The 24,454-nt window shown below is 68.9% G+C and carries 30 protein-coding genes; 16 read left to right on the top strand and 14 right to left on the bottom strand.

Annotated features, from left to right (window positions below; genetic code table 11):
* Positions 1-18 precede the first annotated feature (18 nt).
* The 4 genes from BLU18_RS06365 to BLU18_RS06355 all read right to left on the bottom strand — a co-directional run bounded on the left by BLU18_RS06365 (position 19) and on the right by BLU18_RS06355 (position 2,682).
* On the bottom strand, positions 19-1,167 hold the full coding sequence (locus BLU18_RS06365; protein ID WP_092633057.1) for a multicopper oxidase domain-containing protein: 1,149 nt from the start codon (positions 1,165-1,167) through the stop codon (positions 19-21).
* A gap of 110 nt (positions 1,168-1,277) precedes the next feature.
* Entirely contained in the window at positions 1,278-1,448 is a 171-nt protein-coding gene (locus tag BLU18_RS14795; RefSeq protein WP_176791186.1) for a DUF8143 family protein, read from the bottom strand.
* Positions 1,445-1,654, bottom strand: a complete 210-nt coding sequence (locus BLU18_RS06360; RefSeq protein ID WP_092633055.1) for a zinc ribbon domain-containing protein — start codon at positions 1,652-1,654, stop codon at positions 1,445-1,447. Before BLU18_RS06360 ends, BLU18_RS14795 begins: the two co-directional genes overlap by 4 nt.
* Before the next feature lie 83 nt (positions 1,655-1,737).
* On the bottom strand, positions 1,738-2,682 hold the full coding sequence (locus tag BLU18_RS06355; RefSeq protein WP_092633053.1) for a hypothetical protein: 945 nt from the start codon (positions 2,680-2,682) through the stop codon (positions 1,738-1,740).
* A gap of 169 nt (positions 2,683-2,851) precedes the next feature.
* Here BLU18_RS06355 and BLU18_RS06350 point away from each other — a divergent pair, with 169 nt between their 5' ends.
* The 3 genes from BLU18_RS06350 (at position 2,852) to BLU18_RS06340 (ending at position 4,403) form a co-directional block, all read left to right on the top strand.
* A complete protein-coding gene (locus BLU18_RS06350; protein WP_092633051.1) occupies positions 2,852-3,580 on the top strand; it encodes a hypothetical protein in 729 nt (242 codons plus the stop codon).
* Between the two features lie 50 nt (positions 3,581-3,630).
* Positions 3,631-3,981 carry a DUF192 domain-containing protein gene (locus BLU18_RS06345; protein WP_092633049.1) on the top strand — a complete coding sequence of 117 codons (351 nt, stop codon included), beginning with the start codon at positions 3,631-3,633 and terminating at the stop codon, positions 3,979-3,981.
* A gap of 83 nt (positions 3,982-4,064) precedes the next feature.
* On the top strand, positions 4,065-4,403 hold the full coding sequence (locus BLU18_RS06340) for a cupin domain-containing protein (RefSeq protein WP_092633046.1): 339 nt from the start codon (positions 4,065-4,067) through the stop codon (positions 4,401-4,403).
* On the opposite strand, the gene lysS is transcribed toward BLU18_RS06340, so the two are convergent.
* Together lysS and pyrH are read right to left on the bottom strand one after the other, a co-directional pair.
* Positions 4,400-6,007 carry a lysine--tRNA ligase gene (gene lysS, locus BLU18_RS06335; RefSeq protein ID WP_092633044.1) on the bottom strand — a complete coding sequence of 536 codons (1,608 nt, stop codon included), beginning with the start codon at positions 6,005-6,007 and terminating at the stop codon, positions 4,400-4,402. The genes BLU18_RS06340 and lysS overlap by 4 nt on opposite strands.
* Positions 6,004-6,705 (bottom strand): UMP kinase, encoded by a 702-nt coding sequence (pyrH, locus tag BLU18_RS06330; protein ID WP_092633042.1) that lies wholly within the window; start codon positions 6,703-6,705, stop codon positions 6,004-6,006. The genes lysS and pyrH overlap by 4 nt, the downstream gene beginning before the upstream one ends.
* Positions 6,706-6,825: 120 nt before the next feature.
* Here pyrH and BLU18_RS06325 point away from each other — a divergent pair, with 120 nt between their 5' ends.
* The 3 genes from BLU18_RS06325 to BLU18_RS06315 all read left to right on the top strand — a co-directional run bounded on the left by BLU18_RS06325 (position 6,826) and on the right by BLU18_RS06315 (position 9,288).
* Positions 6,826-7,602 carry a molybdopterin synthase gene (locus tag BLU18_RS06325; RefSeq protein ID WP_092633040.1) on the top strand — a complete coding sequence of 259 codons (777 nt, stop codon included), beginning with the start codon at positions 6,826-6,828 and terminating at the stop codon, positions 7,600-7,602.
* A gap of 223 nt (positions 7,603-7,825) precedes the next feature.
* On the top strand, positions 7,826-8,080 hold the full coding sequence (locus BLU18_RS06320) for a DUF7123 family protein (RefSeq protein ID WP_092633038.1): 255 nt from the start codon (positions 7,826-7,828) through the stop codon (positions 8,078-8,080).
* An 80-nt stretch (positions 8,081-8,160) separates the two neighbouring features.
* Positions 8,161-9,288: a site-2 protease family protein gene (locus BLU18_RS06315; protein ID WP_092633036.1), complete on the top strand. Its 1,128-nt coding sequence runs from the start codon at positions 8,161-8,163 to the stop codon at positions 9,286-9,288.
* On the opposite strand, the gene thiL is transcribed toward BLU18_RS06315, so the two are convergent.
* Positions 9,285-10,148 carry a thiamine-phosphate kinase gene (gene thiL / locus BLU18_RS06310; protein WP_092633034.1) on the bottom strand — a complete coding sequence of 288 codons (864 nt, stop codon included), beginning with the start codon at positions 10,146-10,148 and terminating at the stop codon, positions 9,285-9,287. The two genes, BLU18_RS06315 and thiL, sit on opposite strands and share 4 nt — an antisense overlap.
* Before the next feature lie 85 nt (positions 10,149-10,233).
* Here thiL and BLU18_RS06305 point away from each other — a divergent pair, with 85 nt between their 5' ends.
* Genes BLU18_RS06305 through yqeC form a run of 5 tightly spaced genes read left to right on the top strand, consistent with a single transcriptional unit; the run spans position 10,234 to position 13,537 of the window.
* Positions 10,234-11,268, top strand: coding sequence for a lysylphosphatidylglycerol synthase transmembrane domain-containing protein (locus BLU18_RS06305; protein WP_092633032.1), 1,035 nt, complete (start codon positions 10,234-10,236; stop codon positions 11,266-11,268).
* Positions 11,269-11,308: 40 nt separating this feature from the next.
* Entirely contained in the window at positions 11,309-11,764 is a 456-nt protein-coding gene (locus BLU18_RS06300; protein WP_092633030.1) for a 30S ribosomal protein S19e, read from the top strand.
* Positions 11,765-11,807: 43 nt separating this feature from the next.
* Positions 11,808-12,167: a DNA-binding protein gene (locus BLU18_RS06295; protein ID WP_092633028.1), complete on the top strand. Its 360-nt coding sequence runs from the start codon at positions 11,808-11,810 to the stop codon at positions 12,165-12,167.
* Positions 12,168-12,791 carry a DUF7411 family protein gene (locus BLU18_RS06290; protein ID WP_092633026.1) on the top strand — a complete coding sequence of 208 codons (624 nt, stop codon included), beginning with the start codon at positions 12,168-12,170 and terminating at the stop codon, positions 12,789-12,791. It abuts the gene before it with no gap.
* Positions 12,792-12,811: 20 nt separating this feature from the next.
* Positions 12,812-13,537, top strand: coding sequence for a selenium cofactor biosynthesis protein YqeC (yqeC, locus tag BLU18_RS06285; RefSeq protein ID WP_092633024.1), 726 nt, complete (start codon positions 12,812-12,814; stop codon positions 13,535-13,537).
* 6 nt (positions 13,538-13,543) lie between these two features.
* On the opposite strand, the gene BLU18_RS06280 is transcribed toward yqeC, so the two are convergent.
* Genes BLU18_RS06280 through hisS form a run of 3 tightly spaced genes read right to left on the bottom strand, consistent with a single transcriptional unit; the run spans position 13,544 to position 16,323 of the window.
* Complete coding sequence (locus BLU18_RS06280) at positions 13,544-14,161, bottom strand: molybdenum cofactor guanylyltransferase (RefSeq protein WP_092633022.1); 618 nt, start codon at positions 14,159-14,161, stop codon at positions 13,544-13,546.
* A gap of 38 nt (positions 14,162-14,199) precedes the next feature.
* On the bottom strand, positions 14,200-15,003 hold the full coding sequence (truA, locus tag BLU18_RS06275) for a tRNA pseudouridine(38-40) synthase TruA (protein WP_092633641.1): 804 nt from the start codon (positions 15,001-15,003) through the stop codon (positions 14,200-14,202).
* Between the two features lie 21 nt (positions 15,004-15,024).
* A complete protein-coding gene (gene hisS, locus BLU18_RS06270) occupies positions 15,025-16,323 on the bottom strand; it encodes a histidine--tRNA ligase (RefSeq protein ID WP_092633020.1) in 1,299 nt (432 codons plus the stop codon).
* 172 nt (positions 16,324-16,495) lie between these two features.
* On the opposite strand from hisS, the gene BLU18_RS06265 reads away from it, so the two are divergent.
* Positions 16,496-17,782 carry a hypothetical protein gene (locus tag BLU18_RS06265; protein WP_092633018.1) on the top strand — a complete coding sequence of 429 codons (1,287 nt, stop codon included), beginning with the start codon at positions 16,496-16,498 and terminating at the stop codon, positions 17,780-17,782.
* A gap of 45 nt (positions 17,783-17,827) precedes the next feature.
* A complete protein-coding gene (locus tag BLU18_RS06260) occupies positions 17,828-18,763 on the top strand; it encodes a CPBP family intramembrane glutamic endopeptidase (RefSeq protein ID WP_092633016.1) in 936 nt (311 codons plus the stop codon).
* Here BLU18_RS06260 and BLU18_RS06255 read toward each other — a convergent pair.
* Positions 18,760-19,725: an FUSC family protein gene (locus BLU18_RS06255; protein WP_092633014.1), complete on the bottom strand. Its 966-nt coding sequence runs from the start codon at positions 19,723-19,725 to the stop codon at positions 18,760-18,762. The two genes, BLU18_RS06260 and BLU18_RS06255, sit on opposite strands and share 4 nt — an antisense overlap.
* 92 nt (positions 19,726-19,817) lie before the next feature.
* Here BLU18_RS06255 and BLU18_RS06250 point away from each other — a divergent pair, with 92 nt between their 5' ends.
* Both BLU18_RS06250 and BLU18_RS06245 read left to right on the top strand, forming a co-directional pair.
* Positions 19,818-20,378 carry an isopentenyl-diphosphate Delta-isomerase gene (locus BLU18_RS06250; RefSeq protein ID WP_092633012.1) on the top strand — a complete coding sequence of 187 codons (561 nt, stop codon included), beginning with the start codon at positions 19,818-19,820 and terminating at the stop codon, positions 20,376-20,378.
* 88 nt (positions 20,379-20,466) lie between these two features.
* Complete coding sequence (locus BLU18_RS06245) at positions 20,467-20,892, top strand: desampylase (RefSeq protein WP_092633639.1); 426 nt, start codon at positions 20,467-20,469, stop codon at positions 20,890-20,892.
* On the opposite strand, the gene BLU18_RS06240 is transcribed toward BLU18_RS06245, so the two are convergent.
* The 3 genes from BLU18_RS06240 to BLU18_RS06230 are packed head-to-tail and all read right to left on the bottom strand — an operon-like array spanning position 20,889 to position 23,349.
* Positions 20,889-21,890 carry an AIR synthase family protein gene (locus BLU18_RS06240; RefSeq protein ID WP_092633010.1) on the bottom strand — a complete coding sequence of 334 codons (1,002 nt, stop codon included), beginning with the start codon at positions 21,888-21,890 and terminating at the stop codon, positions 20,889-20,891. The two genes, BLU18_RS06245 and BLU18_RS06240, sit on opposite strands and share 4 nt — an antisense overlap.
* Positions 21,891-21,944: 54 nt before the next feature.
* Complete coding sequence (locus BLU18_RS06235; protein ID WP_092633008.1) at positions 21,945-22,835, bottom strand: alpha/beta fold hydrolase; 891 nt, start codon at positions 22,833-22,835, stop codon at positions 21,945-21,947.
* 28 nt (positions 22,836-22,863) lie between these two features.
* Complete coding sequence (locus tag BLU18_RS06230) at positions 22,864-23,349, bottom strand: phosphate-starvation-inducible PsiE family protein (protein WP_092633006.1); 486 nt, start codon at positions 23,347-23,349, stop codon at positions 22,864-22,866.
* Positions 23,350-23,503: 154 nt separating this feature from the next.
* Between BLU18_RS06230 and BLU18_RS06225 the strand changes: the two genes are divergently transcribed.
* On the top strand, positions 23,504-24,454 hold the full coding sequence (locus BLU18_RS06225; protein ID WP_092633004.1) for an AAA family ATPase: 951 nt from the start codon (positions 23,504-23,506) through the stop codon (positions 24,452-24,454).

Here is a 24,454-nt window from a genome sequence, read left to right as displayed (position 1 = left end):
AATCCCTCGCCGACTGCGCTACCCCTCGTAGCCCGCGTACTGCATCAGCTGCGAGAACACGTCGGAATCCATCGCCGACTCGTAGACGATGCCGCCGACCATCCCGCCGGGGTAGGCGTCGCCGTTCATCGCGTGGCTGACCTTGTGACAGTGCATGAGGTAGATGCCGGGGTCGGCGTCCGCCTCGAATTCGATGGTCTTGCGCTCCGCGGGCGCCATGTCGAGGATGTCCTGTTCGTACTGCGCCGCCTCGGGAATCTGTGCCCCGTCCTTCTCGATCACCCGGAACCGGTGGTTGTGGGTGTGAATCGGGTGGTTCATGTAGCCGTTGTTGGCGAAGTGGACGCGGACGGTGTCGCCTTGCGAGACGAGGACCGGCGACCCGTCTTCGGGGTGGAGCGTCCGCGGCGCCGACCGGCCGTTGATGGTGAACACGTCGGGCTTGCGGTCACGGGGGCTGTAACTCACGTCTTCGCCCGCCATCTGCCGGTTGAGACGGGAGTCCCAGTCTTTCACCGTCATGAACAGTTCCTGGTCGGCCTGTTCGTACCCCTCCGGGTCGACGCGGAAGATGCCGTACATCCCCATGTCGATGTGCCGGTGGGTCTGGTAGTGACAGTGATAGAGGTGGGTCCCGGGGACGTTCGCCGGGATTTCGTAGGTGTGTTTCTCGCCGGGCATCACGGTGATGCCCGTCGTCGTCGGCACGCCGTCGTTCTCCCACGTCTTCCGCACGCCGTGGAAGTGGACGGTGTGGGGCATGTCGGCGTTCGTGTTGTCGAGGGTCACCTCGATGTCCTCGCCCTCCGTCGTCCGGATGATGGGGCCGGGGACGCTGGGTTCGCGGTCGTCGGCCTGCCACGCCCAGACCTTGGGCAACTCGACGGGACCCCCCATCGAATCGCCGGGGTGGGCGGGCAGCGTCGAGTTGACGGCCCGGAGCGTCACCTGATTGTTCTGCTCGGGCACGTCGACGACCTGTGGCTTGGCCGCGGCCGGGAGCGACGACGCCGACTGCTGGGCCGCCGTTGCCGCCTCGGCCTGTGACGGGTCCGTGTTGGTCGGGGCGGTACAGCCAGCGAGGCCGAGGACGCCCGCCGTCCCGGTCGCCTTCATGAACTGCCGACGCGAGAGGTCCGTACCGGGGGCGCCAACTTGCTTCGTCATAACAACTAGTCGTCTGGGGGGAAAGGGCAAACCACCCTCGCTGATTCTCACCGGCCGGCAACGACGGACCGAAACCCCGAACCTGTTCGGGTGTGATAAACGTATATCCGTCAGCGCCGGCCGCGCTCGTCGTCGGGAACGTCGCGACGAGCGGCGCGTTCGGCCTCTGAACGGCTCATCTCCTCGCGACGATCATGTTCGGCTCGAACCAGCCAGTAGAGGACGAGTGGGGCGCCGACGCCGAGGCAGAGAAAGAGGACGAGGACGCCCGCACCGCTCATCCGAGGAACACGTCGACGATGTCGCTCCCCCGCGACCCCGTGTCGCGGTAGAACTCCGAATATCCGCAGTTGGTACAGGAGACCACCTGGAAGGAGTTGGTCTGGATGTCGAACATCTTGCTCAGGCCGCCACCAGTCGTCGAAATCGTGCCCACGTCAGTCTCGGTGTGCCCGCACTTCGGACAGCCGCGTTCGTCGTCGTTCATACGCGACCTATCCGGGGCTATCGGCCAAAAGTTACCGAAGGCTGAGACGCGCGTTTGTGTGATTTGTTCACACGGCAGCGCGATTAGGCGTTCTGTTCGTAGATGGTCTCGGCTTCGTTGGCGCGGTTCGACGCGAGGCTGAGCAGATCGTCGCCGATGTCTTCGAAGGCGTCCGCGGCGTCCGAGAGGTCGGACAGTTGCCTGTCGAGCTGGTACTCGACGTCGCGCAGGAGGTCGAACGCCTGATTCGCGGTGCTCGCGGCGTCGTCCGTTCGGTCGTCGTCGAGCTGGTCACGGGCGTCGCTGATCAGACTCGAGCCTTCGTGGATGTCGCTGGCGGCGCTATTGAGGTCGCTCAGCACGCTCGTCTCCTCGCTCAGCTGCGTCACCTTCTGCTCGTACTCGTCGCTGCTGACGGCGTCGGTGACGGACGCGCTCTCGGGGTTCAGCTCCTCTTCGATGGTCGTGGTCGGTGTCGATACCTCGTCGACGGCGGCTTCGACGTCGTCGAGTTCGTTCGCGGCGTCGTCGAGTTCGAACTCGTCCAGTCGATTGTACGCGGCGGTGAGAGCGTCGTGCCCGTCGATGAGCCACGACTGCGCGTCGGTCGCGTGCGTGAGGAACCGCTGCATCGTGTCGAGGTTATCGACGGTCGCGCGCTGTTCGTCCGTCGTCGCCGCTGCCTCGGCGGCGTGGATGGACTGCTGGACGCGGTCGAGTCTGAGCAGTACGTCGCGCGCCTGAAACGACTCCGTCCCGGCCGTCACCGAGAGGAGGTCGTCGCTGACGCCGCCGGTGAAGACGTACACCGCCTCGGTGAAGCGGTCCTGTGCTTCGTCGATGTGCTGGGCCGCCTCGGGCGATGCCTCGGGCGTCGGCGTCGATGTCGGTTCGGGTGTCTCGGTCGCGGTCGGTTCGGGCGTCTCGGTCGCGGTCGACGTCGCCGTCGGGGTCGGCTCGCTCGGTTGGCCGCCGAAACAGCCAGCCGCGAGAGGGGTCAGGGCGACGAGGAACGTGCGGCGATCCATACCCACCCCAAACGTGTGGATTGGGTAAAACGTATCGATACTGTCAGACGTACGTTAGACGGCAGCGAGCCGGAAATGGCCATTTTGAGGGTGCTGTGCGACGTGCGTCAGACACATGTAAACTTCTGATAAAAAGGTATAGGTCGTCACCGACACACACCAGCTGACGATGACTCTCCTCGGAACGTCTGACGCCGCTCGGTCCCGAGCGGCCGCGCTCGTGGCGGCCTTGCTCGTCGCCGTCGCTACGTGGAACGTCCTGCTCAACACCCTCGTCGCCCGGACGGGGATCGCGTCGTCGATGCAGATCGTCTACGACCTGGTCGTGCCGCTCTCGAGGACCGGTGCAGCCGGTGGCCTCCTCGCCGCGACGGTCGCTATCGCCGTCCTCCTCGCGGCGTTGGCGCGGACGGTCGCCCCCGACGTCGACGCCCTCGGCGCCGGCGAGACGCCACTCGAGACGGCCCTCGCCTACGGCCGTGCCGTCGTCGTCGCCCTCGCCGGCACGCTCGCCGCCGGCCTCGGCCTCGCGCTCCTCGTCGTCCCCGGGCTCGTCGTCCTCGTCCACCTGCCGCTGGTGTTCGTGGCTGTCGCCACCGACGGTACTTCGATTCTACAGGCGGTCGAACGGACGCGGGCGCGCGCCCGCGGCTCTCGCCCCCGCATCGCGGCCGTCTGCCTCGCCGTCGTCGCCGTGCCGCTGGCGCTCGCGGTCATCGCCACGCTGACCGCGCTGGTCGCGCCGGTGGTCGAACTCGCACTCGGCGTCCTCGTCACCACCGCCGCCGCGGCCGCCGGCATCGTCGCGTTCACCGCGCTCGCCAACTCGCTCGGTGAGACGACGCCCGGCGGCTCTCGGACCGACCGCGTCGCTCCGGGTTCCTCCCGACAGCTCTGAGCGCCGACTGCGACGGCCACGCTCTTGGTCCCCGCGCCCGACGGACCGCTATGACGCGCCTCGTCCACCGACACGACGGCAACGAGTCCGTCCTCGCCACCGACGTGACGGTCGCCGACTCGTTTCTCCAGCAGGCTCGCGGGCTGATGTTTCGCTCGTCGTTTCCGGGCGGGTCCGCACTCGTCTTTCCCTTCGACCACGCTGCGAAGCGGACGCTCCACATGGTCGCCGTTCCCTTCGACATCGACGCGCTCTGGATTCGAGACGACCGCGTCGAACACGTCGCTCGCCTGTCGGCGTGGACCGGCATCGGCCGCGGTGTGGCCGATACTGTCGTCGAACTCCCCGCCGGCGCCGCCGACAGCGTCAGCGAGGGCGACGTGGTTCGTCTCGACGACTGATGCGGTTTTGTAGTCAGCACCGGTGGTTCGCTGCCCCGCCTCGGCGACACGAGTTTTATGTCCGTGCCCGCGTCGGATAGCGTATGGACATCCGTTCGAGCGAGGACGAGACGGCAGTCGAAGCGGTCCCGGACGTCTTCCTGTCGCAACTGGCCAGCGGTGACGAGATGAGCGTCCAGCAGTTCGTCATCGACCCCGGCGCGGCGGTGCCCGAACACAGCCACCCGCACGAACAGGCGGGGTTCGTGACCCAAGGCGAGGGCGTCTTCGTCATCGACGGCGAGGAACGCGTCGTCAGCGCCGGTGATTCCTACGTCGTCCCCGGCGGCGAATCACACCGCGTCGAGAACCGGGGCGACGTGCCCTTCGAGGGCGTCGACATCTTCAGCCCGCCCCGCGACGACCCCGCCTGGCGCGACTAATCCTCGCGGCGCAGGCGCTTGACGACGAACGCGTCGTCGAGTTCGCCGAGGAACTCCCCCAGTCGTGGGCCTTCGGTGTCGTCGAAGAAGAGCCGGTAGCCCGCGGCGAAGAAGTCGCCCACCTCGACGCCGTGGTCGCGCGCTGTCTCGTACATCTGGCCCTGAATCGCCTCGCCGTCGTGGCCCTCGGCCACGAAGTCGGCGAGGTCGTTGAGCGCCGCGACCACGTCGTCGTCGAAGTCGGTCTCCGGAAGCTCCGCCTGCAGGCGGTAGTTGTAGGCGTTGTCCATGCGCTCGGCCCACGTCCGCGCGCGTTCGACACGCTCCAAGGCTTCCTCGACGGCCCACTCGGGCGTGTCGTCGTCGATGAAGCCCTGATTGCGCGCCATCCGCACCCACAGGTCCCGGTCGTCCGTCATGCCGAGGACGGCCGCGAAGGTGTAGGGGAGGCGGACCCGCGCCTCCTGTACCTCGTCGACGAGGAACGGGTAGGCGCGCTCCGCGATGGGTTCGATGTCCTCGTCTTCCTCCTCGCCGAAGTAGACGCGTTCGAAGCGGTCGAACTCGTCGACCAGCAGGTCGATTCGCTCCACGTCGAAGTCTTTCGCGCGCTTCGGGTTGCGGACGAAGAAGTAGCGCAACACTTCGGGTTCGAGGAGTGCGAGCACTTCGTCCACGGTGACGACGTTACCCGACGACGACGAGAGGGGTTCGCCGTTGAGCGTGAACCACTCGTAGGTCATGGGGACGGGCGGTTCGATATCGAGGACACGCCGCGCGATGTCCTGCCCGCTCGGCCACGAGCCCTCGGCGTGGTCCTTGCCGAAGGGTTCGAAGTCGACACCGAGGACCGCCCACTGCGCGGGCCACTCGAAGCGCCACGGGAGCTTCCCCTCGCGGAACGTGGCGGTGCCCTCGTGGCCACAGCCGTCGATGTGGTCGCCGCCCGCGTCGAGGCCCGAACACCGGTAGTCGACGGTTTCGGAGTCGAGGTCGACCTCGCCCACGTCCTGCGTGAGGCGGCCACACTCCGAGCACCGGGGCATGAAGGGGACGTACGACTCGTCGATGCCCGCCTGATACTCGGCGAGCACTTCGCGTGCGAGGTCGGTTTTCTCCAGAACCTCACGCGTGACCGCCTCGAACTCGCCCGATTCGTAGAGGTCGGTGTTCGACACCAGCTCGATATCGACGCCCACCGCCTCGGCGCTCCGGGCGAGGAGGTCGGTGAAGTGAGCGCCGTAGGAGTCCGTCTCGCCGAAGGGGTCGGGGATGTCCGTGTACGGCTTGCCCAAATTCCGGCCCAGCGCGCCCGCGTCCACCTCGCCGAGGCCGACGAGGTTCCAGTCCGAGTCCGCGAGTGTCTGGGGGACGCCCCGGAGAGCGTCGCGGTCGTCACTCGTGAACACCTGGCGGACTTCGTGGCCGCGGTCGCGGAGGACACGCGCGACGAAGTAGCCGCGCATGATTTCGTTGAAGTGGCCGAGGTGGGGCACGCCCGAGGGGGAGACACCGCCCTTGATGACGATGGGGTCTTCGGGGTCACGTGCCTCGATTTCGTCCGCGATGTCGTCGGCCCAGAAGGCGTTGTGTCTGTCGCTCATAGGTCCGTGTCACAGCCGACGGGCACCACGTCGGTCCCCGTGTGGTCGCCGTCGAGGACGGCCCGCGCGATTCGGTCCGGGTCGGTGCCGTCGAGGACGATGGTCCGCATCGTCGAGCGCTCGATGAGTTTCGCCGCCAGCAGGTCGACGGGCGCCGACGCGCCGGCGCCGCGACTCATCGGCGCGACTAGGTCGACCAGTTCCGCCCCCGTGAGTCGCCCGTACTGCTCCGCGTCGGGGTCGTCGTCGGGGTCGGCGCTGAAGACGCCGTCGACGCTCGTAGCGTAGACGAGGAGGTCCGCGTCGACGTACTCCGCGAGCGCCGCCGCGACGGCGTCGGTCGTCTGGCCGGGCATCACGCCACCCATCACGGGCACGTCGCCGCGGCGGAGCGCCTCGCCCGCCTCCTCGTACTCGCGGGCCGGCGACGGCGCGGCCCGGTCGTCGAGTGCGGCGATCAACAGGCGCGCGTTGACTCGCGTCACGTCGATGCCGATCTGGTCCAGCTGTACCTCGTTGGCGCCGAGGCTTCGCGCCGCCCCGATGTAGTCACGGGCGGCTCCGCCGCCGCCGACGACTGCGCCGACCTCACACCCCTCGTCGACGAGGCGTTCGACCGCCGCCGCGTGACCCGCGACGCGGTCGGCGTCGAGGTCGGGCGCGAGAACACTCCCGCCGATAGAGATTACGACTCGCATTACTCGACGCGTAGCCACGAAGCACGCTTAAGGGTTGTTAAGCCGCCAGCACCGCACGCTCACAGCGCGCGGCGTGCGCGTCGAGACACAATTAAGGGTTCGCGTCCGCGTCGTACATCCATGAAGACGCTCAATCTCGTCGGCCCGAACGCGGTCGATCTGGCCGACCGGCTCGTTCCCCGTCTCGACGGGCGCGTGGCCACGGTGGAGACGCTCCCCGAGACGGCGGCCCGCGACACCGACGCCGGCGCGGCGTACGGCCTCTCGAACGACGGCTCGTGGATTGGTGCGGGCGACGGCGAGACGCTCTCCGGCCTCCTTGACTCGCTCGTCCCCGACTACGACATCACGCTCACCATCGGCTTCGACGCGCATCTCCCGACCGTCGCCATCGGCGACGCCGACCCCGTCGGCGACGTGGTCGCCACCATCTCCGACGCCGAGAGCGACCTTGACCCAGTCCTCGACACGATTCCGTCGCTCGACGACCGCGTGACCCTCGAATCGCTCGTCCAGGAGGCGAAGGCCTCGCCGCTGGCCGAACGCTCCGGTGCTATCGCCACCTTCACCGGGCGCGTCCGCGTCAAGGACTCGGCAGACGACACGCGGACCACCCACCTAGAGTTCGAGAAGTACGAGGGCGTCGCCGCCGACCGCATGCAGGCGATTCGGGAGGAGCTCGAGGCGCGCGACGGCGTCTTCGAGGTGCTCATGCACCACCGAACCGGCGTCATTCGCGAGGGTGAGGACATCGTCTTCGTCGTCGTCCTCGCCGGCCACCGCGAGGAGGCGTTCAGCACCGTCGAGGACGGCATCAACCGCCTCAAAGACGAGGTGCCCATCTTCAAGAAGGAGTCGACGACCGACGAGGAATTCTGGATTCACGAGCAGGCCTGACCCCCGAATCCACCCGTCGAACCGGGAGCCCGGGCCGTATTTAATTCTCTATAATATAAACGAAAGAATCTCTCAAAAGCGCGTATAAAATATCTCGCGGCTTCGTAAAACGTCCTGAAGGTTTCACAAACCCGGGTAAATTGATGAAACCGCCCGAACTGCTCCGAACGTTCTCTCCTTTATATAATCCTCCGGCTTGTACGGTGAATTGAGGCGACAACAAATGAGCGCAACCGCAGACCCCTCCACCGAAGCCGACGACAGTGTGTCCAAAGAGGAACGCCTGAAGCAGTTCCTGGTCTCGAAGGCACAGGACGGCGAGATGTACTTCAAGAGCAAGTTCATCGCCGACGAAGTCGGCCTGTCCCCCAAAGAAATCGGCGCCCTGATGGTCAAGCTCCGCGACTCCGCGTCCGACCTTGAGGTCGAGAAGTGGTCGTACACGAGCGCGACCACGTGGCGAATCGAGACGGCGTAGTCGGTCGCTACTGGTCCCCGCCACGCGCGCCGCCGCCTGCTTCACGGGTTTTATACCGCTGAGCGACGTACCCAGAATCGATGGACGGAGTCGACCGACCGCCGTCTGACGCCCTCAATTCCGTCTTTTACGTCCGCGACGTGGAACGAGACGGCGACCGGGTTCGATACTACGGCGAACCGCTCGTTCCCCGCGGCCAACTCGCCGACGAACTCCGCGACTCGTTCCGCCGCGCCGGCTACCGCATCGACCTCGAAGCGGGGCGAGAACCCTACGAAACCACCGTCGTCGCCACCCCGGCCGACGGCCGGATTCACGGCATCCCGTGGACGAACCTCGTTCTCTTCGGCGCGACGATGCTGTCGACACTCTTCGTCGGCGCACTCGTCTGGTACTACATCCCCTACAGCGACATCGCCGCCAATCCCTTGGTCGCCCTGCGCGCGTGGCCGTTTACCGCCGCCGTCCTCGGCGTGTTGACCGCGCACGAACTCGGCCACTACATCGCCGGCCGATACCACGGCGTCGACGTCTCGCTCCCCTACCTCATTCCCTTCGTCTTCCCCTTCGGGACGCTCGGGGCCATCATCCGCATGCGCGGGCGGATGCCGGACCGAAAGGCGCTGTTCGACATCGGCGTCGCCGGGCCGCTGACCGGTCTCGTTGCGACTGTCGTCGTGACCGCCATCGGCCTCTCGCTGGAGCCGATGACCCTCCCACAGCGCGTCGTCGAATCGTCCGGTCAGGTCATCATCTTCAACGACCCACTGTTGCTCGACCTCATCGCGACGGCGCTCGGCCAGCCGACGAGCTACGCCGACCCGACCAAGACCGTCCACCCCGTCATCATCGGCGGCTGGGTGGGGATGTTCTTCACCGTCCTCAACCTGCTTCCGGTCGGCCAACTCGACGGCGGCCACATGGTGCGAGCCATGCTCGGCCGGCGACAGGAGACGCTGGCCTCGTTCGTACCGCTCGCGCTCTTCTCGCTCGCGGGCTATCTCTACTACGTCCGTGACCTCGCCATCAACGAGTCCGTCGGGCTGTGGGCGCTCTGGGGCGTGTTCGCCATCGTCATCGCGTACAACGGCCCGGCCCACCCCGCCGACGAGACACCGCTCGGCTGGAAGCGCCAGCTCGTCGGCCTCCTCACCTTCGGCTTGGGCGCGCTCTGTTTCCTCCTCGTTCCCGTGCAGCTGCTGGGTTAGTGGGTGTACCCCCGGTCCGGGAGCGAGTCACCGTCGGCGACGACTCCAGCGGCTGTCACGTCGCCGATGCGCGTGACTGGCGTCGAGAGGTCGACCGACTCAAGCGCCGATGGCGGCGCGGTGAACACGAGTTCGAAGTCCTCGCCGAAGAAGGCCGCGAGCTCGCGGCGGTCCGCCGCGTCGGTAGCCACGTCCTCGACGCTCGAATCGACCGGGAGGCGGTCCCACGAGATATCGAACCCGCAGTCGCTCGCCTCGGCGAGCTGGTGGAGTGAGCGCGCGAGGCCGTCCGAGGAGTCCATCATCGCGGTGGCGACCGGTGCCAGTGCTTGTCCGGCGTCGACGCGCGGTTCGAACCGAAAGAGGGCGTTGCCCTGCTCGTCGTCGCCGCGCTCGAACGCGCGAATCGCGGCGCCGGTCCGCCCGAGCGTTCCGGTGACGTACACCGCCTCGCCGGGCGACGCGCCCGACCGGGGGACGGGGTCGTCGGTCCGGCCGACGACGGTGCTGGCGACGGTGAACTCGTCGTGACTGTCGAGGTCACCGCCGACGTAGCGGGCGCCGGTCAGGTCGCACACGTCGTTCGCGCCGTCGACGAACGCCCGCACTTCGTCGGCGTCGAACGTTGGCGCCCCGTAGGCGGCGACGGCCGCCGTCGCGTCCGCGCCCATGGCCGCCACGTCCGACAGCGAGGCGCCGACTGCCCGCCAGCCCGCCGTGTATCGCGTCGTCCCCGGGGGGAAGTCCGTCCGCTCGTGGAGCATGTCCGTCGTCACGACCAACCCGTCGACTACCGCGGCGTCGTCGCCCGCCGCCCCGACGGCGTCGGCGAGCATCCCCAACGCGCTCCGTTCGTCCATGGACGGCGTTCTCGGTGTCGGCATAAAAAATCCCGAGCACGTCGCTTCCGGTGGGTTAATGCCTCGGCTCCCCTTCGCCCGTCGTATGGCCGGCGGTCGTACGCGTGCGACGATACTCGGGTTCGTCGGCGCACTCGTCGTGTTCGCGGTGCTCTTCACCTTCGCCGGCGTCGACAAACTCGTCGCGCAGCTCCGCGCCGCCGACGTTCGTCTCGTGGCGCTGGTCGTCCTCGTCACCCTCGGGTGGCTCGCGGCGTGGGCGTTCTCGCTCCGCGTCGTCCTCGACGTCCTCGGCGTTTCGCTCTCCGTCCCGCAGGCGTTCCTGGTCTTCACCGGCGCCATGTTCGCCAACAACGTCACGCCGTTCGGACAGGCGGGCGGGGAACCCATCACTGCCCTCCTCATCTCGCGCGTGACCGACACCGAGTACGAGACGGGCCTCGCCGCCATCGCCAGCGTCGACACGCTCAACTTCGTCCCCTCCATCACCATCGCCCTCGTCGGCGCCGGCTACTTCGTCACCGAGACGGCCTTTGGGGCGAATCGCCGCCTCGAATTCGCCCTCGCCGCGGTGGCGGTGCTCGCCATCGGCGTCCCGTCGCTGGTCTATCTCGGCTGGCGCCGACGCTATCAGGTCGAAGCCCGCGTCGTCGGCGTCCTAACGCCGGCCATTCGAGCGATTGCGACCCGCCTGCCGCGCGTGCCTGTTCCGACTGTGGGCGGTATCGAACGCCGCATCAACGGCTTCTTCCGCGCCATCGAACGCGTCGCCACCAACCCGCGGGGCCTCGCACTCGCGCTCGGGCTGTCGGCTATCGGCTGGTTCTTCCAGATGGTCGGCCTGTGGCTCGCCTTCCGCGCCATCGGCACGCCCATCCCGCTCTCCATCGCGCTCTTCGTCGTCCCCATCGGCGCCATCGCGGGCGTGACGCCCCTGCCCGGCGGCGCCGGCGGCATCGAGACGGTGCTGGTCGTCCTGCTGGTCGCGGCGCCGCTGCCCGCCGTCACCGAACCCATCGCCCTCGCCGCCGTCGTCGTGTTCCGGGGCGCTGTCTACTGGACGCCGACGGTCCTCGGCGGCCTCGTCGTGGGCTCGCTCGGCCTCCGCTCACGTGTCTAATACGATGGGTTTAAACGCCGTCCGCGGGAACCTTGCGCCAATGGTAACCCTCTACGACGTGCCGGCGGACGCGCTCATCGAGGCGCTCGCCGACCGACTCGAGGACCGTATCGACGAGCCCGACTGGATCAACTACACCAAGGCCGGCGTCAGCAACGAGCTCCCGCCCCAGCAGGACGACTTCTGGTTCGTTCGCGCGGCCAGCCTCCTGCGGAAAGTCGCTGTCGACGGCCCCGTCGGCGTCGACCGACTCTCGACGGCCTACGGCGACCGCAACGAGGGCTCGACGCGCTACCGCGTCGCCGCCCCGCACGCCGAAACCGGCAGCAAGAAGATCATCCGAACGATCCTCCAGCAGCTCGAAGACGAGGGTCTCGTCTCCACCGCACAGGGTGAGGGTCGCGTCGCCACGCCGGACGGGCAGAGCCTCCTTGACGAAGTCGCGGCCGACGTTCTCGACGACCTCGACCGCCCCGAACTCGAGAAGTACGCGTAACCCTCCGAAATCGTTTTCACCGCTTCGACGGCTAGTGACTCCCATGAGTGGCAACCCCGACGACGAACGCATCGAAGAGCTTCGACAGCAGAAGATGCAGGAGCTGAAAGAGCAGGCCCAGGAGGGCGGCGACGGCGCCGGCGGACGCGCCGACCAGCAGGCTGCTCGGGAACAGGCCGAAGCCCAGAAGCAGGCCGTCCTGAAACAGAACCTCACTGACGGCGCCCGACAGCGTCTCAACGCCGTCCAGATGTCGAAACCGGAGGTTGCCGAACAGGTCGAACAACAGATCGTCGCCCTCGCCCGTAGCGGCCGCATTCAGGACCGCATCGACGAGGACCAGATGCGAAAGCTCCTGAAAGAACTAACCCCCGACAAGAGCTTCGACGTCCGTCACCGCTGAATGGGCGTCGCCCTGCTTTACAGCGGCGGCAAGGACTCCACGCTCGCAGCCCTCCTCCTCGACCGGTTCTACGACGTGACCCTCGTCACCGGCACGTTCGGCGTCACGGACGACTGGCGCCACGCCCGCGAGGCCGCGGACCGCCTCGGCTACCCCTTCCGACGACTCGACCTTGACCCCGCCGTCGCCGACGACGCCGTCGACCAGCTGCAGGCCGACGGCTACCCCCGCAACGCGATTCAGACCGTCCACGACCACGCCCTCGAACGCGCGGCCGCCCTCGACGCCCGCGCCGTCGCCGACGGCACGCGCCGCGACGACCGAGTGCCCACCGTCGACCGCCCGGCCGCCCAGAGCCTCGAAGACCGCCACGGCGTGTCGTATCTCGCCCCACTCGCCGGCTTCGGCCGGCAGGCCGTCGACGCGATGGCCGACGCCGCCCTCGACGTGGTTTCCGGGCCGAGCGAGGCCGTATCCCGCGCCGACTACGAGGCCGAACTCCGCGACCTCTTGGTCGACCGCGCCGGTCCCGACGCCGTCGACCCGGTGTTCCCACCGCACGACCAGACCCACGTCCGCGGCATCGACCCCGAGTGGTCGGGCCGCCCCGATACGCCGAAGTGACTGGGCGTGGAAGCCGCGCTATGAACCTCGTCGAGGCGCTGGCCGCCGACGCGCCACTCGTCTGTGTCGTCGGCGCCGGCGGCAAGAAGACGACGCTGTACACACTCGCGAACCGCCTGGACCGCGCCGTCGTGACCGCGACGGTCCGCATCCCCATCTTCGACGACCAAGTCGCGGCCGTCGAGGTCACGCCCGACCCCGTGGGTGCGCTCCGCGAGGCGACGGACTGGCCGCTCGGACTCGTCCTCGAACAGGAGCGCGACGACCGCTATCTCGGCTACGGCCGCGAGACGGTCACCGCCATCCGCGCCACGGACGGCCACGGCCCGGTGTTGACGAAGGCCGACGGCGCCCGGACGCGCCTGCTGAAAGCGCCCGACGAGCGCGAGCCACAGATTCCGGCGACGGCCGATACCGTCGTCCCCGTCGCCAGCGCGCAGGCCGTCGGGAAACCCCTCGCCGAGGAGCACGTCCACCGCCCCGAGCGCGTGGCCGCCCTCACAGACCTCGAACTCGGCGACACCATCACGCCCGAGGCGGTGGGCACCGTCCTCGCGAGCCGCGAGGGTGGGCGCAAGCGCGTCCCGCCGAGCGCGACGGTCGTGCCACTAATCAACATGGTCGACGACGACGAGTTGGCCGAGACGGGGCGGGCCATCGCCGACGCGATTCACGCCCGCGCCGACGTGTCTCGGGTCGTCCTCGCGCGGATGCTTGACGCCGAACTCGTCGACGTCATCGAGTAGCGCCGCTCAGCTCTCCAGTCGACGCGCCGCGTCCTCGAAGTCCGTTTTCGTGTTGCAGTTCTCGAACGTCCGGGGGTGGCCGTGTTCGTGCACCTCGTCGGCGTCGAGGACGACGAAATCGAGGTCGAACAGCGGGGCGACGATGCGGTTCTTGCCGGCTTCCAGCGCCGCCTCGCAGGCGTCGGCCATCGCCGCCGCTCGGTAGACGGCGTGTGTCGTCTCGAACCACTGGTCGGGGCGGGGGACGGCGGCGTCGTGACCCGCCGCTCGCTCGAAGAGGTAGTCGACGAATTCCGCTTCGACGAGGGGCATGTCGCAGGCGACGACGAACGCGTACTCGCTCTCGACGGCCCGCAGGCCCGTCGCCATCCCCGCCATCGGCCCCTCGTCAGGGTACTCGTCTTCCGCGAACGTCACGGGGACGGCGGCGCCGTCGACGGCCTCGCGGATGGCCGGTACCTGCGCCGCCCGGCAGTTGACGACGACGGCGTCGACGACGGGTGCGATTCGATCGATTACGCGCCGAATCATGGGCGTCCCCGCGAGGTCGGCGACGGCCTTGTCCCCCTCGCCGAACCGCGTCGACCGCCCGCCCGCGAGCACGACCGCAGTCCGCTCTGGCATACCGCCGGCTACGCCGTCCCCCCGGAAGTACCCCCCGGTCAGCGCTCGGTCACGCCTTCGGCCACCTCGCCGGCGACGCGGGCCGTCACGAGTCCCTCGACTCGTCGCTCGGCGAACACCTCGCGGGCGCTCGCCACCGCGTCCGGGTCGGGGTCGAAGGACACGCCCGGATACGTCACGTCGACGAGGACCAGCGGCGTCGCCGGCGCCGTGGCGACGCCCGCCGGGCCGTCGAGTGGCTCCGGACCCAAGACGCGGTCGACTCGGTCGAGGTCGCTGGCGCCGCTCCCCACCGCCCGCACCAGCGAGACGATGCGCCGGACCATGTGCCGGGCGAACCCGTCAGACGCGAGTGTCAGGACGAGGAAGTCGCCGTCGCGGACGCAGTCGGTTTCGAGTCGCCGGACGGTCCCCTCGTCGTCCGTCGTCAGGTTGTGGAAGTCGCCCTCGCCGCGCAGTCGGTCGAGCGCCGCCTTCGCTCGCGCGTCGTCCAGCGTCGGCGCGTGCAGGTGATAGCGGTAGGTGCGCCGACTGGCGTCGTGGGTGGCGTGGAAGTCGGGGGGCACGTCGGCGCTCGCCCACGCCCGAACCGCGCCCGGGAGTTGGCCGTTCAGCGCGGCGGGCGTGAGCCAGTCGGGAACTTCGAACGCGACGGTCTGGCCGAGCGCCGACACGCCCGCGTCGGTGCGGCCGGCGGCGGCGTAGTTCGTGGGAGTGTCGCCATCGAGGACGCCCAACTTCCGAAGCGAGTCGAAGAGCGTGTCCTCGACGGTGGGAACGTCCGGTTGGCGCTGGAAGCCGGAGTACGGGCGGCCGTCGTACGCGACGCGGAAGGCGCGCATCGACCGGTCGGCGGCCATCCGTCAGGCGAAGTCGTCGTAGGTCGGCCGGTCGCGCTCGCCGGGGAAGTCGTCGACGGGCGCGGTGGTCTGGTCGCCGCTCCCCATCTCCTTGACCGTCACTTCGCCGTTCTCCAGGTCGCGCTCGCCCACGATGACGACCGTCTCGGCGTTGACGCCGTCGGCGTAGGACATCTGCGCGCCGAAGCTCCGCCCCGCGAGGTCCGTCTCGACGACGTGACCCCGGTCGCGCAGGTCACGCGCCACGCGCGACGCCGTCGCCCGCGTGTCGCCCACGGAGAGCACGTAGTAGTCCGTCGACAGCGCCTCGTCGGGCCAGACGCCCGCTCGCTGGAGGAGCAGAGAGAGGGTGGCGTGGCCGGGGGCGACGCCGACGGCGGGAGTGGGCTGGCCGCCGTAGCTCTCGATCAGGTCGTCGTAGCGCCCGCCGCCGAAGACGGCGCGGGACACCTCGCCCTGCGTGTCGAAGCACTCGAAGACGGTGCCCGTGTAGTAATCGAGGCCGCGCGCCGTCTCCAGCGAGACGGTGCAGTAGTCGCGGACGCCGAAGTCGTCCGCGGCGTCGAGGACGTTCTGGAGGTTGCCGACCGCCGCCTCGACTTCGTCGGTGCCCGCGAAATCCGTGAGCTCGGAGAGGTCGTCGGTGCTCAGCAGGTCGTCGAACGTCTCGGCCTGGTCGTAGGCGAGGCCGGCGTCGTTGAGCAGGTCGTAGTACTCGGCTGGCTCGATTTTCTCCGACTTGTCGACGGCGCGAATCGCGTCGCGGACGGCCACGTCGGCGTCGAAGGCACGGAGGAGGCCCCCGAGGATGTCGCGGTGGGAGACGCGGAACTCGAAGTCCGACCCTTCGAGGCCGAGCGTCGTCAACGCGTCGGCGGCGTAGGACAGGATTTCGGCGTCGGCCTCGGGTTCCGCGGAGCCAAAGATATCCACGTTGGTCTGGTAGAACTCGCGGAAGCGACCCTGCTGGACCTGCTCGTACCGCCAGAACGGCCGGGTCGACATCCACTTGATGGGCTTCTGGAGCTCTTGGCCCTTCGCGACGACCATCCGCGCCACCGTCGGCGTCAGTTCCGGCGTCATGGCGACGTGGCGGCCGCCCTTGTCCTCGAAGGCGTACAGTTCGTCGACGATGTCCTCGCCGCTCTTGTCCGTGTAGAGATCGACGGCCTCCAGCGTCGGCGTTCCAATCTCGCGGAAGCCGTACTGGCGGGCAGTCTCCTCCAAGGCGTCGGCCACGGCCCGCCGGGCGGCCATCTCCTCGGGGTAGAAGTCGCGGAACCCCTTGAGTCGGTCGTACATACCGTCTCGTTGACGCAGGCGTCGCTTGAAACCTGCCTTTTCGGACTCGCTCCCGCCGACTGCCTCCGCATTCGGGCTGTCGCCGCTTCGACTCGGCAGCATCGTACTCCCCGTCTCTCCGACTGGCGGCCGCATAACAACCGTTTAGTCCGCCCGCGCCGCGCCTACGCCCATGTACGTCGACCTCGGGAACGCGCTCAACGGTCAGCCCCGCCTCACGCGCGAGGCGCTGGACCGACTGGACGACCGCGTCGCCGACGCTCACGAACGCATCGCCCGCGGCCGCGCCGACGCTGACCACGGCTACGCGGCGCTGAACCTCCCCGACACCGTCGACGCCGACGCGGTTCGGGCTGCCGTCGCCGACTTCGACGACCCCGAGACGGTCCTCACCGTCGGCATCGGCGGGAGCGCCCTCGGCGCCGCGACCCTCACCGAAGCGCTCGGCGGCGATGTCGACCACTACATCCTCGACAACGTCGACCCCGCGCACGTCGGCACGCTCCTCGACTCGCTCTCGCTGGCCGACACCGTCGTCCACGTCGTCTCGCGGTCGGGCACCACCGCCGAGACGCTGTCGAACTTCCTCGTCGTCCGCGAGGCCATGACCGACGCGGGCGTCGACTGGACCGAGCGCACGCTGGTTACGACGGGCGAGGCCGGCAACCTCCGGTCGCTCGCCGAGCGCCACGATCTGCCCGCCCTCGACGTGCCCGCGGGCGTCCCTGGTCGCTTCTCGGCGCTCTCGACGGTCGCGCTCCCTGTCGCGGCGCTCGCCGGCGCCGACATCGAGGGCTTGCTCGACGGCGCGCGCGCCGAGGCCGACCGCCTCTCCGGGTCGCTGTTCGAGTCGCCGGCCTACGCCTACGGCGCCGCCTGTTACGCGCTCGAACGCCGCGGCGCGGGCGTCAACGCGATGATGCCCTACGCCGAGTCGCTGGAGTACTTTGCGGAGTGGTTCGCCCAGCTCTGGGCCGAGAGCCTCGGGAAAGACGCGGTGGGGCAGACGCCCGTCCGCGCCCTCGGCGCCACCGACCAGCACTCCCAGTTGCAGCTCTACCGCGCCGGCCCCCGCGACAAACTCGTGACGCTCGTCCGACCTCGAGAGCGACCCGAGGTCCCCATTCCCGAAACCGACCTCGACGGCCTCTCGTATCTCGGCGGCGAGAGCCTCGGCGGCCTGCTCGATGCGGAGTTCGAGGCGACGGAGGCGAGTCTCGCCGCCGCCGACTGCCCGAATATCCGCGTCGAAATCGACCGGGTCGACGCCCACGGTATCGGCGAACTCCTCTACGGCATGGAGGCGGCCTGCGTCCTCTACGGCGAACTCGCGAACGTCTCGACGTTCACGCAACCGGCCGTCGAGTGGGGTAAGCGCGCCGCGCGCGGCCTGCTGGGCGGCGGTGACTTCCCCGAGGCCGACGCGGTGGGCGAGAAGCGAGAGTTGCTCGTCGAGTGAGGTCAAAGGGGACGATACTTACTTCCGGCGCGCCTTGCGGCGGTAATGGCAACCGAACTCCTCGTCGTCGCCGCGATGGCACACGTCCTCGCCGGACTGGTGCTCGCGGCGCTCGTCTACCAGGACGCGTCGCTCCGCGGGAGCGACCGGGCGTGGGCGCTCGCGGCCGGGACGCTCGTTCTCGGCCTCGTCTTCGCCGCCGGCTACTACCTCGCTCGGGAGCGGTTCGGCGCCCTGCCGCCCGCCGCCGAGCGCACCCGTGCCCCGCTCTCCGCCCGTCTCGGTGACCTCCTCCGGAGCCTGCTTCTCATCGTCGGCGCCTTCCTCTGTGCCGTCGTCGTCGTCAGCCTCGTCGCGCCCGCGCTCGTCGAAGCGGGCGTCGTCGCCCGCGATACGCTCGAATTCCAGGTCATCAGCTCCGTCCTCCAGTTCGTCGGCTTCGGCGTCGCCGTCGCCGGCTACCTCTACGTCACCGACGACTGGGGCCTGATTCCCGTCGAACGCCCGTCGCTCCGCAACGTCGTCCTTATCGCGTTCGGCGTCGGCACGCTCGTCGCCGCCCAACTCGCTATCGCACGTATCCTGACCGCCATCGGCGTCTCCGTCGCCCAGAATCAGGTCGTCGCCACGGGCCAACAGGACCCGCGGTACTTCCTCTATATGATTCCCGTCGCCATCTTCCTCGTCGGCCCCTTCGAAGAACTCGTCTTCCGCGGCGGCGTGCAGGGCATCCTCCGGCGAACGTGGGGACCGACGGTCGCCATCGCCCTCGCCAGCGTCCTCTTCGGCCTCGTCCACTGGGTCGCGCTCTCGGGTAGCACCGGCGCGCGCCTCCCCTACGTCACCGTCGCCGCGGTGCTCGGGTTGGTGCTCGGAGCGCTCTACGAACGCAGTCGCAATCTCGTCGTGCCGGCCGTGGTGCACGGCCTCTACAACACGGTCCTCTTCGGCGCGCAGTATCTTGCTGCGACGGGCGGTTAGCGCACGTCGATGTCGTGTTTCTGGAACTGCGCCTGCACCAACTGCTCGACGGTGGCCCAGTCGACCGGCGGTTCGAGCCCCGAGAGCGCCCCCTCGAACTGGTCGAGCGAGTCCGCGACCCCCGCCCGCTTCGACTCGAAGTCGTCGATGGCGTCGGCGGCCTCGTCGAGGCGGCGTGAACACGCCTCGTGGCGCGTCGCGAGGGCGTCCAGTCGGTCTCTGAGGTCCGCCACGTCGTCCCCGTAGTCGCCGTCCTGACCGTCGAGCCACGATTCGAGTTCCGACACGTCCGCTCGGAGCTCGGTGAAGACGACGTCCATCACCTGCTGGAGGTGGTAGGCCGCCAGCCACGCATCGAACGGTTCCGGACTCTGCCCGGATTCGACCCGTTCGAGGAGCGCCTCCGTGTTCTCGAGATACTGCTCCGACCCGCTGATTTCGTCGTCGAACTCCTCGAGTCGTCGCTCGGGGTCGTGGAGCCACGTCTCGAAAATGTCGACCTCATCCGAGAGGTGATGGAGGGCGTGGCCTACTTCGTGGGTGGTCCCCGCACAGCGGCGCAGGTCGACGGCCGCGTCGTAGATGGCCGTCGGCGACGCGGGTTCGCGCGGCGTCTCCGCTAGCAGGTCGGCCGCGGCGTCGAGCTCGTCGCGCAGGCGGTCGAACTCCGCCTCGTACTCCTCGACGCGCGACTGGACCTGGTTGTTGGCTTGTTCCTCGGGGTCGAGGTCAGCAACCAGGTCGTGGATGTCCGCCTCCACCGCGTCGATTGCGCCGGCTCTCGATTCCCGTTCCTCCCGACGTTCTCGGTGCCACTCGGCCATCGCCTCGGGGGTCACGCTCCCCGATTCGGCCCACTCCTCGATGGCCGACAGGACGTTCTCGTCGACGTCGCCGTCTCGTTCTTCGACCCGGTCACGGACGGTCGACACCGCGACGCGCCGGTCTCGGTCGTCGCTCATCGGCGGCAGTTCGACCGGTCGGCATTTAGGTCATTCGAGGTCGGCCGAGCGGCATCGAAGACGCCATTAGCCTCCCCGTCGAGACGTGGCACATGAGCGGGAATGCGGGCGACGGTGGCAGCCACCCCAACGCCGAACAGGAGGTCATCGCCGTCGACGCCGACGACACGGAGCAGGGTACGGTCAATCGACTCGACGCCCACACGGGCGACGGGGTCCGTCACCGGGCGTTCACCGCCCTCGTCTTCGACGGCGAGGGGCGCGTCCTCTTGGCTCAGCGCGCACCGAACAAGCGACTCTGGGACACGCACTGGGACGGCACCGTCGCCTCCCACCCCCGGCCGGGACAGGGACAGAAGGAAGCGACTCGGGAGCGGTTGGTCGACGAACTCGGCATCACGCCCGACCAGTACAGCGACCTCCGAATCACGGACAAGTTCGAGTACAAGCGCTACTACGAGAACGCCGGTCTGGAGTGGGAGGTCTGTGCCGTCCTGCAGTGTACGCTCGACGACGTGACTATCGACCCTGCCGAGGAAGAGGTCGCCGGCCGCCTCTGGGTCGACTACGACCACCTCCGCGAGAGTCCGGAGTCGTACCGCCAGCTGCGCCTGTGTCCGTGGTTCGAAATCGCGATGCGCCGGGACGAGTGATGGTGTTTATTGGAACTGTTCACCGGCGTGTTGCCGAACGGGACGGCAACACGCTGGAACTGACTTCCGATAATCACTATACGTGGCCGTGACCGACGACGCTCTCGTCCTCGATGCGACCACGCGCGACGCCCTCCTCGACCACGCTCGCGAGGGTGCGAACCGCGAGCGCCCCGCCGAAATCTGTGGCGTCCTCGGCGGGACGCGCGGCCCCCCGGACCACGTGACCGACGCACGACGGGTCCCGAACGTCGCCACCCACCCCCGGACGGAGTACGAACTCGACCCCGCCTCGACGATGGAGACAATCGACCGCATCGAAGACGCGGGCGGGGAGGCGGTCGGCTTCTATCACTCTCACCCCGAGTCCGACCCCGTACCGAGTGCCACCGACCGCGCCCGGGCGACGTGGACTGGTTACGTCTACGTCATCGTCTCGCCCGTCGCCGACGCCATCCGCGCCTATCGCTTCACCGGCGACGGCTTCACCGAGATTCCGGTCCGCGTCGATTAGGACAGGTCGCTGTACGCGGCCCACGCCGCGTCGACGCTCGGCGCCTCTATTGCCTCGTCGTCGACGGTGACGCCCTCGCCGTCGGTGACGCGCCCGACTCGCGCCGCCGACGCCCCTCGTTCGTCCAGCGCCGACAGTACCGCCTCGGTCCCGTCCGGGTCGACCGTCAAGACGAGCGACCCCGACGCCGTGGCGGTCCACGGGTCGATGCCGAGGGCGTCACACGTCGCTTCGACGCCCGGGCGAATCGGAACACGGTCGCGGTCGATTTCGAAGCCGACGCCGGCGCTCGTCGCCATCTCGACGAACGCGCCGTGGAGGCCGCCCTCCGTCGCGTCGTGCATCGCCGTCACCGGGCCGGCCGCCGCGGCGGTCATGGCGTCGCGGACGCAACTCGCCTCGTCGAGGCGGGCCTGCGCCGTCGCGAGTGTCTCGGCGTCGAGGTCGATTTGCTCGGGAAAGAGCGTCGTCAGCAACCCCGTCGTCTCGACGGCGGGACCGTTCGTCACGAGTACGTCGTCGCCGGGCCGGGCACCGTCGGGGCGAATCACGTCGGCGGCGTCGCCGACGGCGAGCGCCGTCGCGCCGCCCACCCACGGGAACGAACACCCCTCGTAGCGGGCGGTGTGGCCGGTTACGACGCTGACGCCGAGGTCCTGCGCCTCGGCGTGGACGCCCTCCCACACCGCGGCGAAGTCGTCGTCCGTCATCGACGGCGGGAGCGAGAAGGAGATGGCGAGATGCGAGGGTGGGAGGCCGCTCACCGCCACGTCCGCGAGGACGACGTCGAGGGCGAAGCGCCCGGCGCGTTCGAAGCCGAGTGGCGGGAGAATCGAGACGGGGTCGGTCGCGATGGCGACGGCCCGGTCGCCGATATCGAGGAGGCCGAAGTCGACGCCGGGCGTCGGGCCGAGGCGTACGTCGTCGCGCTCGGCGCCCAGACGCGGGCGGACGTGCGTCTCGAAGAAGTCGCGGTCTATCTTTCCCAAGTCGGCCATACCGCCGTTCGCGGCTCGTGGGGCAAAGGCGTGCCGCTCCGTTTCACTGGCCGCTCACGCCATCCACTCGTCCAGTCGGTCGGCCAGCCACCCCGGGCGCTCCCGGTGGAGCCAGTGGGTCGCGTCGTCGACGAGGACGGCCCGCCCGTCCCGACAGTACGCGACGCTCTCGCGGGCCATCGACGGTCGGAGGTACGCGTCGTCGACGCCCCAGCAGACGAGGGTCGGTGGCTCGACTGGCTCGGTTCGAACCGCCGGCGGGTGTCGCCCCGCGGCGCGATACCAGTTCACCATGCCCGTGAGCGCGCCGGGCGCCGCCCACGCCGCACGGTAGCGGTCGAAGTCCGCGTCCGCGAAGGCGTCCGCCCGACTCGACGACCGCATCGTGCGCTCGAACAGTCGGTAGTCGCCCACGCGGGCGAGGCGTTCGGGGAGGACGGGCACCTGAAACAGCGCCATGTACCAACTCCGGCGGCGCTGGTCCCACGACCGCCGGAGCGTCCGCCGCATCACCGTCGGATGCGGGACGTTCACCGCCGTCAGCGTCGCCACGCGCTCGGGGTGGTCGAGCGCCAGCCACCACGCCACCGCCGCGCCCCAGTCGTGGCCGACGACGTGGGCCGCGTCGTGTCCGAGGCGGTCGACGAGGGTCGCGATATCTTCTGCCAGCGTGGGGAGGCGATACGCCGACACGGCGCTCGGTTTCTCGCTGGCGTTGTACCCTCGCTGGTCGGGGACGAGCACGCGATACCCGTCGTCGGCGAGACGGCGGGCGACGGGCAGCCAGCCGTACCAACACTCCGGAAATCCGTGGAGCAAGACGACGGGTGTTCCCTCTTGCGGCCCGAGGCGGACGACGTGCAGGTCGACGCCCACGTCGACGGTCGTTGAGGACCCTTCGTCGGCCCGCGGGCGAAGTGGCGGTGATGCGTTCGCGGCGTCCATACAGTAGCCCGTGGCCCCGGGCACAAAATCAGTTGGTGAGGGGGTCACCGTACCGTCGCTCGACCATGAGCAGAGCAACGAGGCCGAGAATGAGGACGGTGTAGGCGACGGACGCGAAGAGGGCGTTCTGCGGGCTGCCGTACTCGCTCACGCGGAAGATGATGGCCTTCCGGACCATCGCGATGACGCCGGTGTAGATGACGAGTCGGACGATGCGGCGCGTGTCGCTCTCCTCGGTGTAGGCGATGACCGTCTCGTACACCTCGACGATGATGAGGAGGAGGAGGCCGGTGTCGATGAAGCCGATGACGACCAGCGGGTCGGTGATGCGGCCCGCCCGCGTCGACTGCACGATTTGGATGACGAGGTCGACGACGCCGATGGCGAACAGCGCGGCGAACACCGCAGCAGCGACGAGTTCGACCGCGTGGACGAACCGATTCGTCATCGCGGCGAATCGGCTCGAGGCATCGGATACCGCCCGGCTCTCCAGTTCGTCGCCGTCGTCGCTCATCCGTCCTCCCGTCCCGGTCTCGAACGCTTCGTCATACCGGCCCGTCGTCGCCGTCCCATATAGTGGTGGGGTCGTTCGACCGAAGGTATAGGTGAGTCCGGTGGCAACACACGGCACTCGCCGCCGGGCATCGCCGCCCGTCGGCCCGCTAGCCATGACGGACGCAGGTTCCCCGAAATCCGAGTCGGACGCGCTGTCGACGACGGCCGCCGCATCGCTCGCCGACCGCATCGTCGAGAACGTCGAGACGGTCATTGTCGGCCACGGCGACGCCATCGAACACATCCTCGTGGCGATGCTCGCCCGCGGCCACCTCCTCCTCGAAGACGTGCCCGGCGTCGGCAAGACGGTCCTCGCGCGCGCCGTCGCCACCTCCGTCGACTGCTCGTTCAAGCGCGTCCAGTTCACGCCCGACCTCCTCCCCGCCGACGTGACGGGCGTCAACGTGTTCAACCAGCAGACCCGCGAGTTCGACTTCCAGCCCGGTCCCCTGTTCGCGAACGTCGTCCTCGGCGACGAAATCAACCGCGCGCCGCCGAAGACCCAAGCCGCCCTCTTGGAGGCGATGGCCGAAGGGCAGGTGACCGTCGACGGCGAGACGCGCACCCTTCCCCAGCCGTTCACCGTCATCGCGACGCAGAACGACGTCGAACCCGGCCGCACCTACGAACTGCCGATGGCCGAAGTCGACCGCTTCATGAAGAAACTCCGCCTCGGCTACCCGAGCGAGGACGAGGAGACGGTCCTTCTCGGCCGCGTCGCCGGCGAGCACCCCCTCGATTCGCTCGACGCCGTGGCGATGCTCGACGACCTGCGCCGCGCCCGCGAAACCGTCGCTGGCGTCACGCTGAGCGAGGCGGTCCGGCGGTACGTCTCGCGGCTGGCGGCCCACACCCGCGAGCACGCCACCCTCGGCGTCAGCCCGCGGGGCGCCATCGCCCTCGTCCGCGCCGCGCAGGCGCGGGCGGTCCTCGACGGCCGCGACTACGTCGTCCCCGACGACGTACAGACCGAGGCGCCGAGCGTCTGGAGCCACCGCATCGACGCCGACCGCGACGGGGCCGCCGTCGTCGACGACGCCCTCGAAACCGTCCCGGTCGAGTGA

The organism is Haloplanus vescus, assembly GCF_900107665.1.
GTDB classification, from domain to species: Archaea; Halobacteriota; Halobacteria; order Halobacteriales; family Haloferacaceae; genus Haloplanus; species Haloplanus vescus.
The sequence above is the reverse complement of the archived record's forward strand: the minus strand, read 5'-3'. Positions and strand labels throughout refer to the sequence as shown.

Coding starts and splice junctions, on each gene's coding strand:
- BLU18_RS06365 (WP_092633057.1), bottom strand. CDS start 1,167: ATGACGAAGCAAGTTGGCGCCCCCGGTACGGACCTCTCGCGTCGGCAG.
- BLU18_RS14795 (WP_176791186.1), bottom strand. CDS start 1,448: ATGAGCGGTGCGGGCGTCCTCGTCCTCTTTCTCTGCCTCGGCGTCGGC.
- BLU18_RS06360 (WP_092633055.1), bottom strand. CDS start 1,654: ATGAACGACGACGAACGCGGCTGTCCGAAGTGCGGGCACACCGAGACT.
- BLU18_RS06355 (WP_092633053.1), bottom strand. CDS start 2,682: ATGGATCGCCGCACGTTCCTCGTCGCCCTGACCCCTCTCGCGGCTGGC.
- BLU18_RS06350 (WP_092633051.1), top strand. CDS start 2,852: ATGACTCTCCTCGGAACGTCTGACGCCGCTCGGTCCCGAGCGGCCGCG.
- BLU18_RS06345 (WP_092633049.1), top strand. CDS start 3,631: ATGACGCGCCTCGTCCACCGACACGACGGCAACGAGTCCGTCCTCGCC.
- BLU18_RS06340 (WP_092633046.1), top strand. CDS start 4,065: ATGGACATCCGTTCGAGCGAGGACGAGACGGCAGTCGAAGCGGTCCCG.
- lysS (WP_092633044.1), bottom strand. CDS start 6,007: ATGAGCGACAGACACAACGCCTTCTGGGCCGACGACATCGCGGACGAA.
- pyrH (WP_092633042.1), bottom strand. CDS start 6,705: ATGCGAGTCGTAATCTCTATCGGCGGGAGTGTTCTCGCGCCCGACCTC.
- BLU18_RS06325 (WP_092633040.1), top strand. CDS start 6,826: ATGAAGACGCTCAATCTCGTCGGCCCGAACGCGGTCGATCTGGCCGAC.
- BLU18_RS06320 (WP_092633038.1), top strand. CDS start 7,826: ATGAGCGCAACCGCAGACCCCTCCACCGAAGCCGACGACAGTGTGTCC.
- BLU18_RS06315 (WP_092633036.1), top strand. CDS start 8,161: ATGGACGGAGTCGACCGACCGCCGTCTGACGCCCTCAATTCCGTCTTT.
- thiL (WP_092633034.1), bottom strand. CDS start 10,148: ATGGACGAACGGAGCGCGTTGGGGATGCTCGCCGACGCCGTCGGGGCG.
- BLU18_RS06305 (WP_092633032.1), top strand. CDS start 10,234: ATGGCCGGCGGTCGTACGCGTGCGACGATACTCGGGTTCGTCGGCGCA.
- BLU18_RS06300 (WP_092633030.1), top strand. CDS start 11,309: ATGGTAACCCTCTACGACGTGCCGGCGGACGCGCTCATCGAGGCGCTC.
- BLU18_RS06295 (WP_092633028.1), top strand. CDS start 11,808: ATGAGTGGCAACCCCGACGACGAACGCATCGAAGAGCTTCGACAGCAG.
- BLU18_RS06290 (WP_092633026.1), top strand. CDS start 12,168: ATGGGCGTCGCCCTGCTTTACAGCGGCGGCAAGGACTCCACGCTCGCA.
- yqeC (WP_092633024.1), top strand. CDS start 12,812: ATGAACCTCGTCGAGGCGCTGGCCGCCGACGCGCCACTCGTCTGTGTC.
- BLU18_RS06280 (WP_092633022.1), bottom strand. CDS start 14,161: ATGCCAGAGCGGACTGCGGTCGTGCTCGCGGGCGGGCGGTCGACGCGG.
- truA (WP_092633641.1), bottom strand. CDS start 15,003: ATGCGCGCCTTCCGCGTCGCGTACGACGGCCGCCCGTACTCCGGCTTC.
- hisS (WP_092633020.1), bottom strand. CDS start 16,323: ATGTACGACCGACTCAAGGGGTTCCGCGACTTCTACCCCGAGGAGATG.
- BLU18_RS06265 (WP_092633018.1), top strand. CDS start 16,496: ATGTACGTCGACCTCGGGAACGCGCTCAACGGTCAGCCCCGCCTCACG.
- BLU18_RS06260 (WP_092633016.1), top strand. CDS start 17,828: ATGGCAACCGAACTCCTCGTCGTCGCCGCGATGGCACACGTCCTCGCC.
- BLU18_RS06255 (WP_092633014.1), bottom strand. CDS start 19,725: ATGAGCGACGACCGAGACCGGCGCGTCGCGGTGTCGACCGTCCGTGAC.
- BLU18_RS06250 (WP_092633012.1), top strand. CDS start 19,818: ATGAGCGGGAATGCGGGCGACGGTGGCAGCCACCCCAACGCCGAACAG.
- BLU18_RS06240 (WP_092633010.1), bottom strand. CDS start 21,890: ATGGCCGACTTGGGAAAGATAGACCGCGACTTCTTCGAGACGCACGTC.
- BLU18_RS06235 (WP_092633008.1), bottom strand. CDS start 22,835: ATGGACGCCGCGAACGCATCACCGCCACTTCGCCCGCGGGCCGACGAA.
- BLU18_RS06230 (WP_092633006.1), bottom strand. CDS start 23,349: ATGAGCGACGACGGCGACGAACTGGAGAGCCGGGCGGTATCCGATGCC.
- BLU18_RS06225 (WP_092633004.1), top strand. CDS start 23,504: ATGACGGACGCAGGTTCCCCGAAATCCGAGTCGGACGCGCTGTCGACG.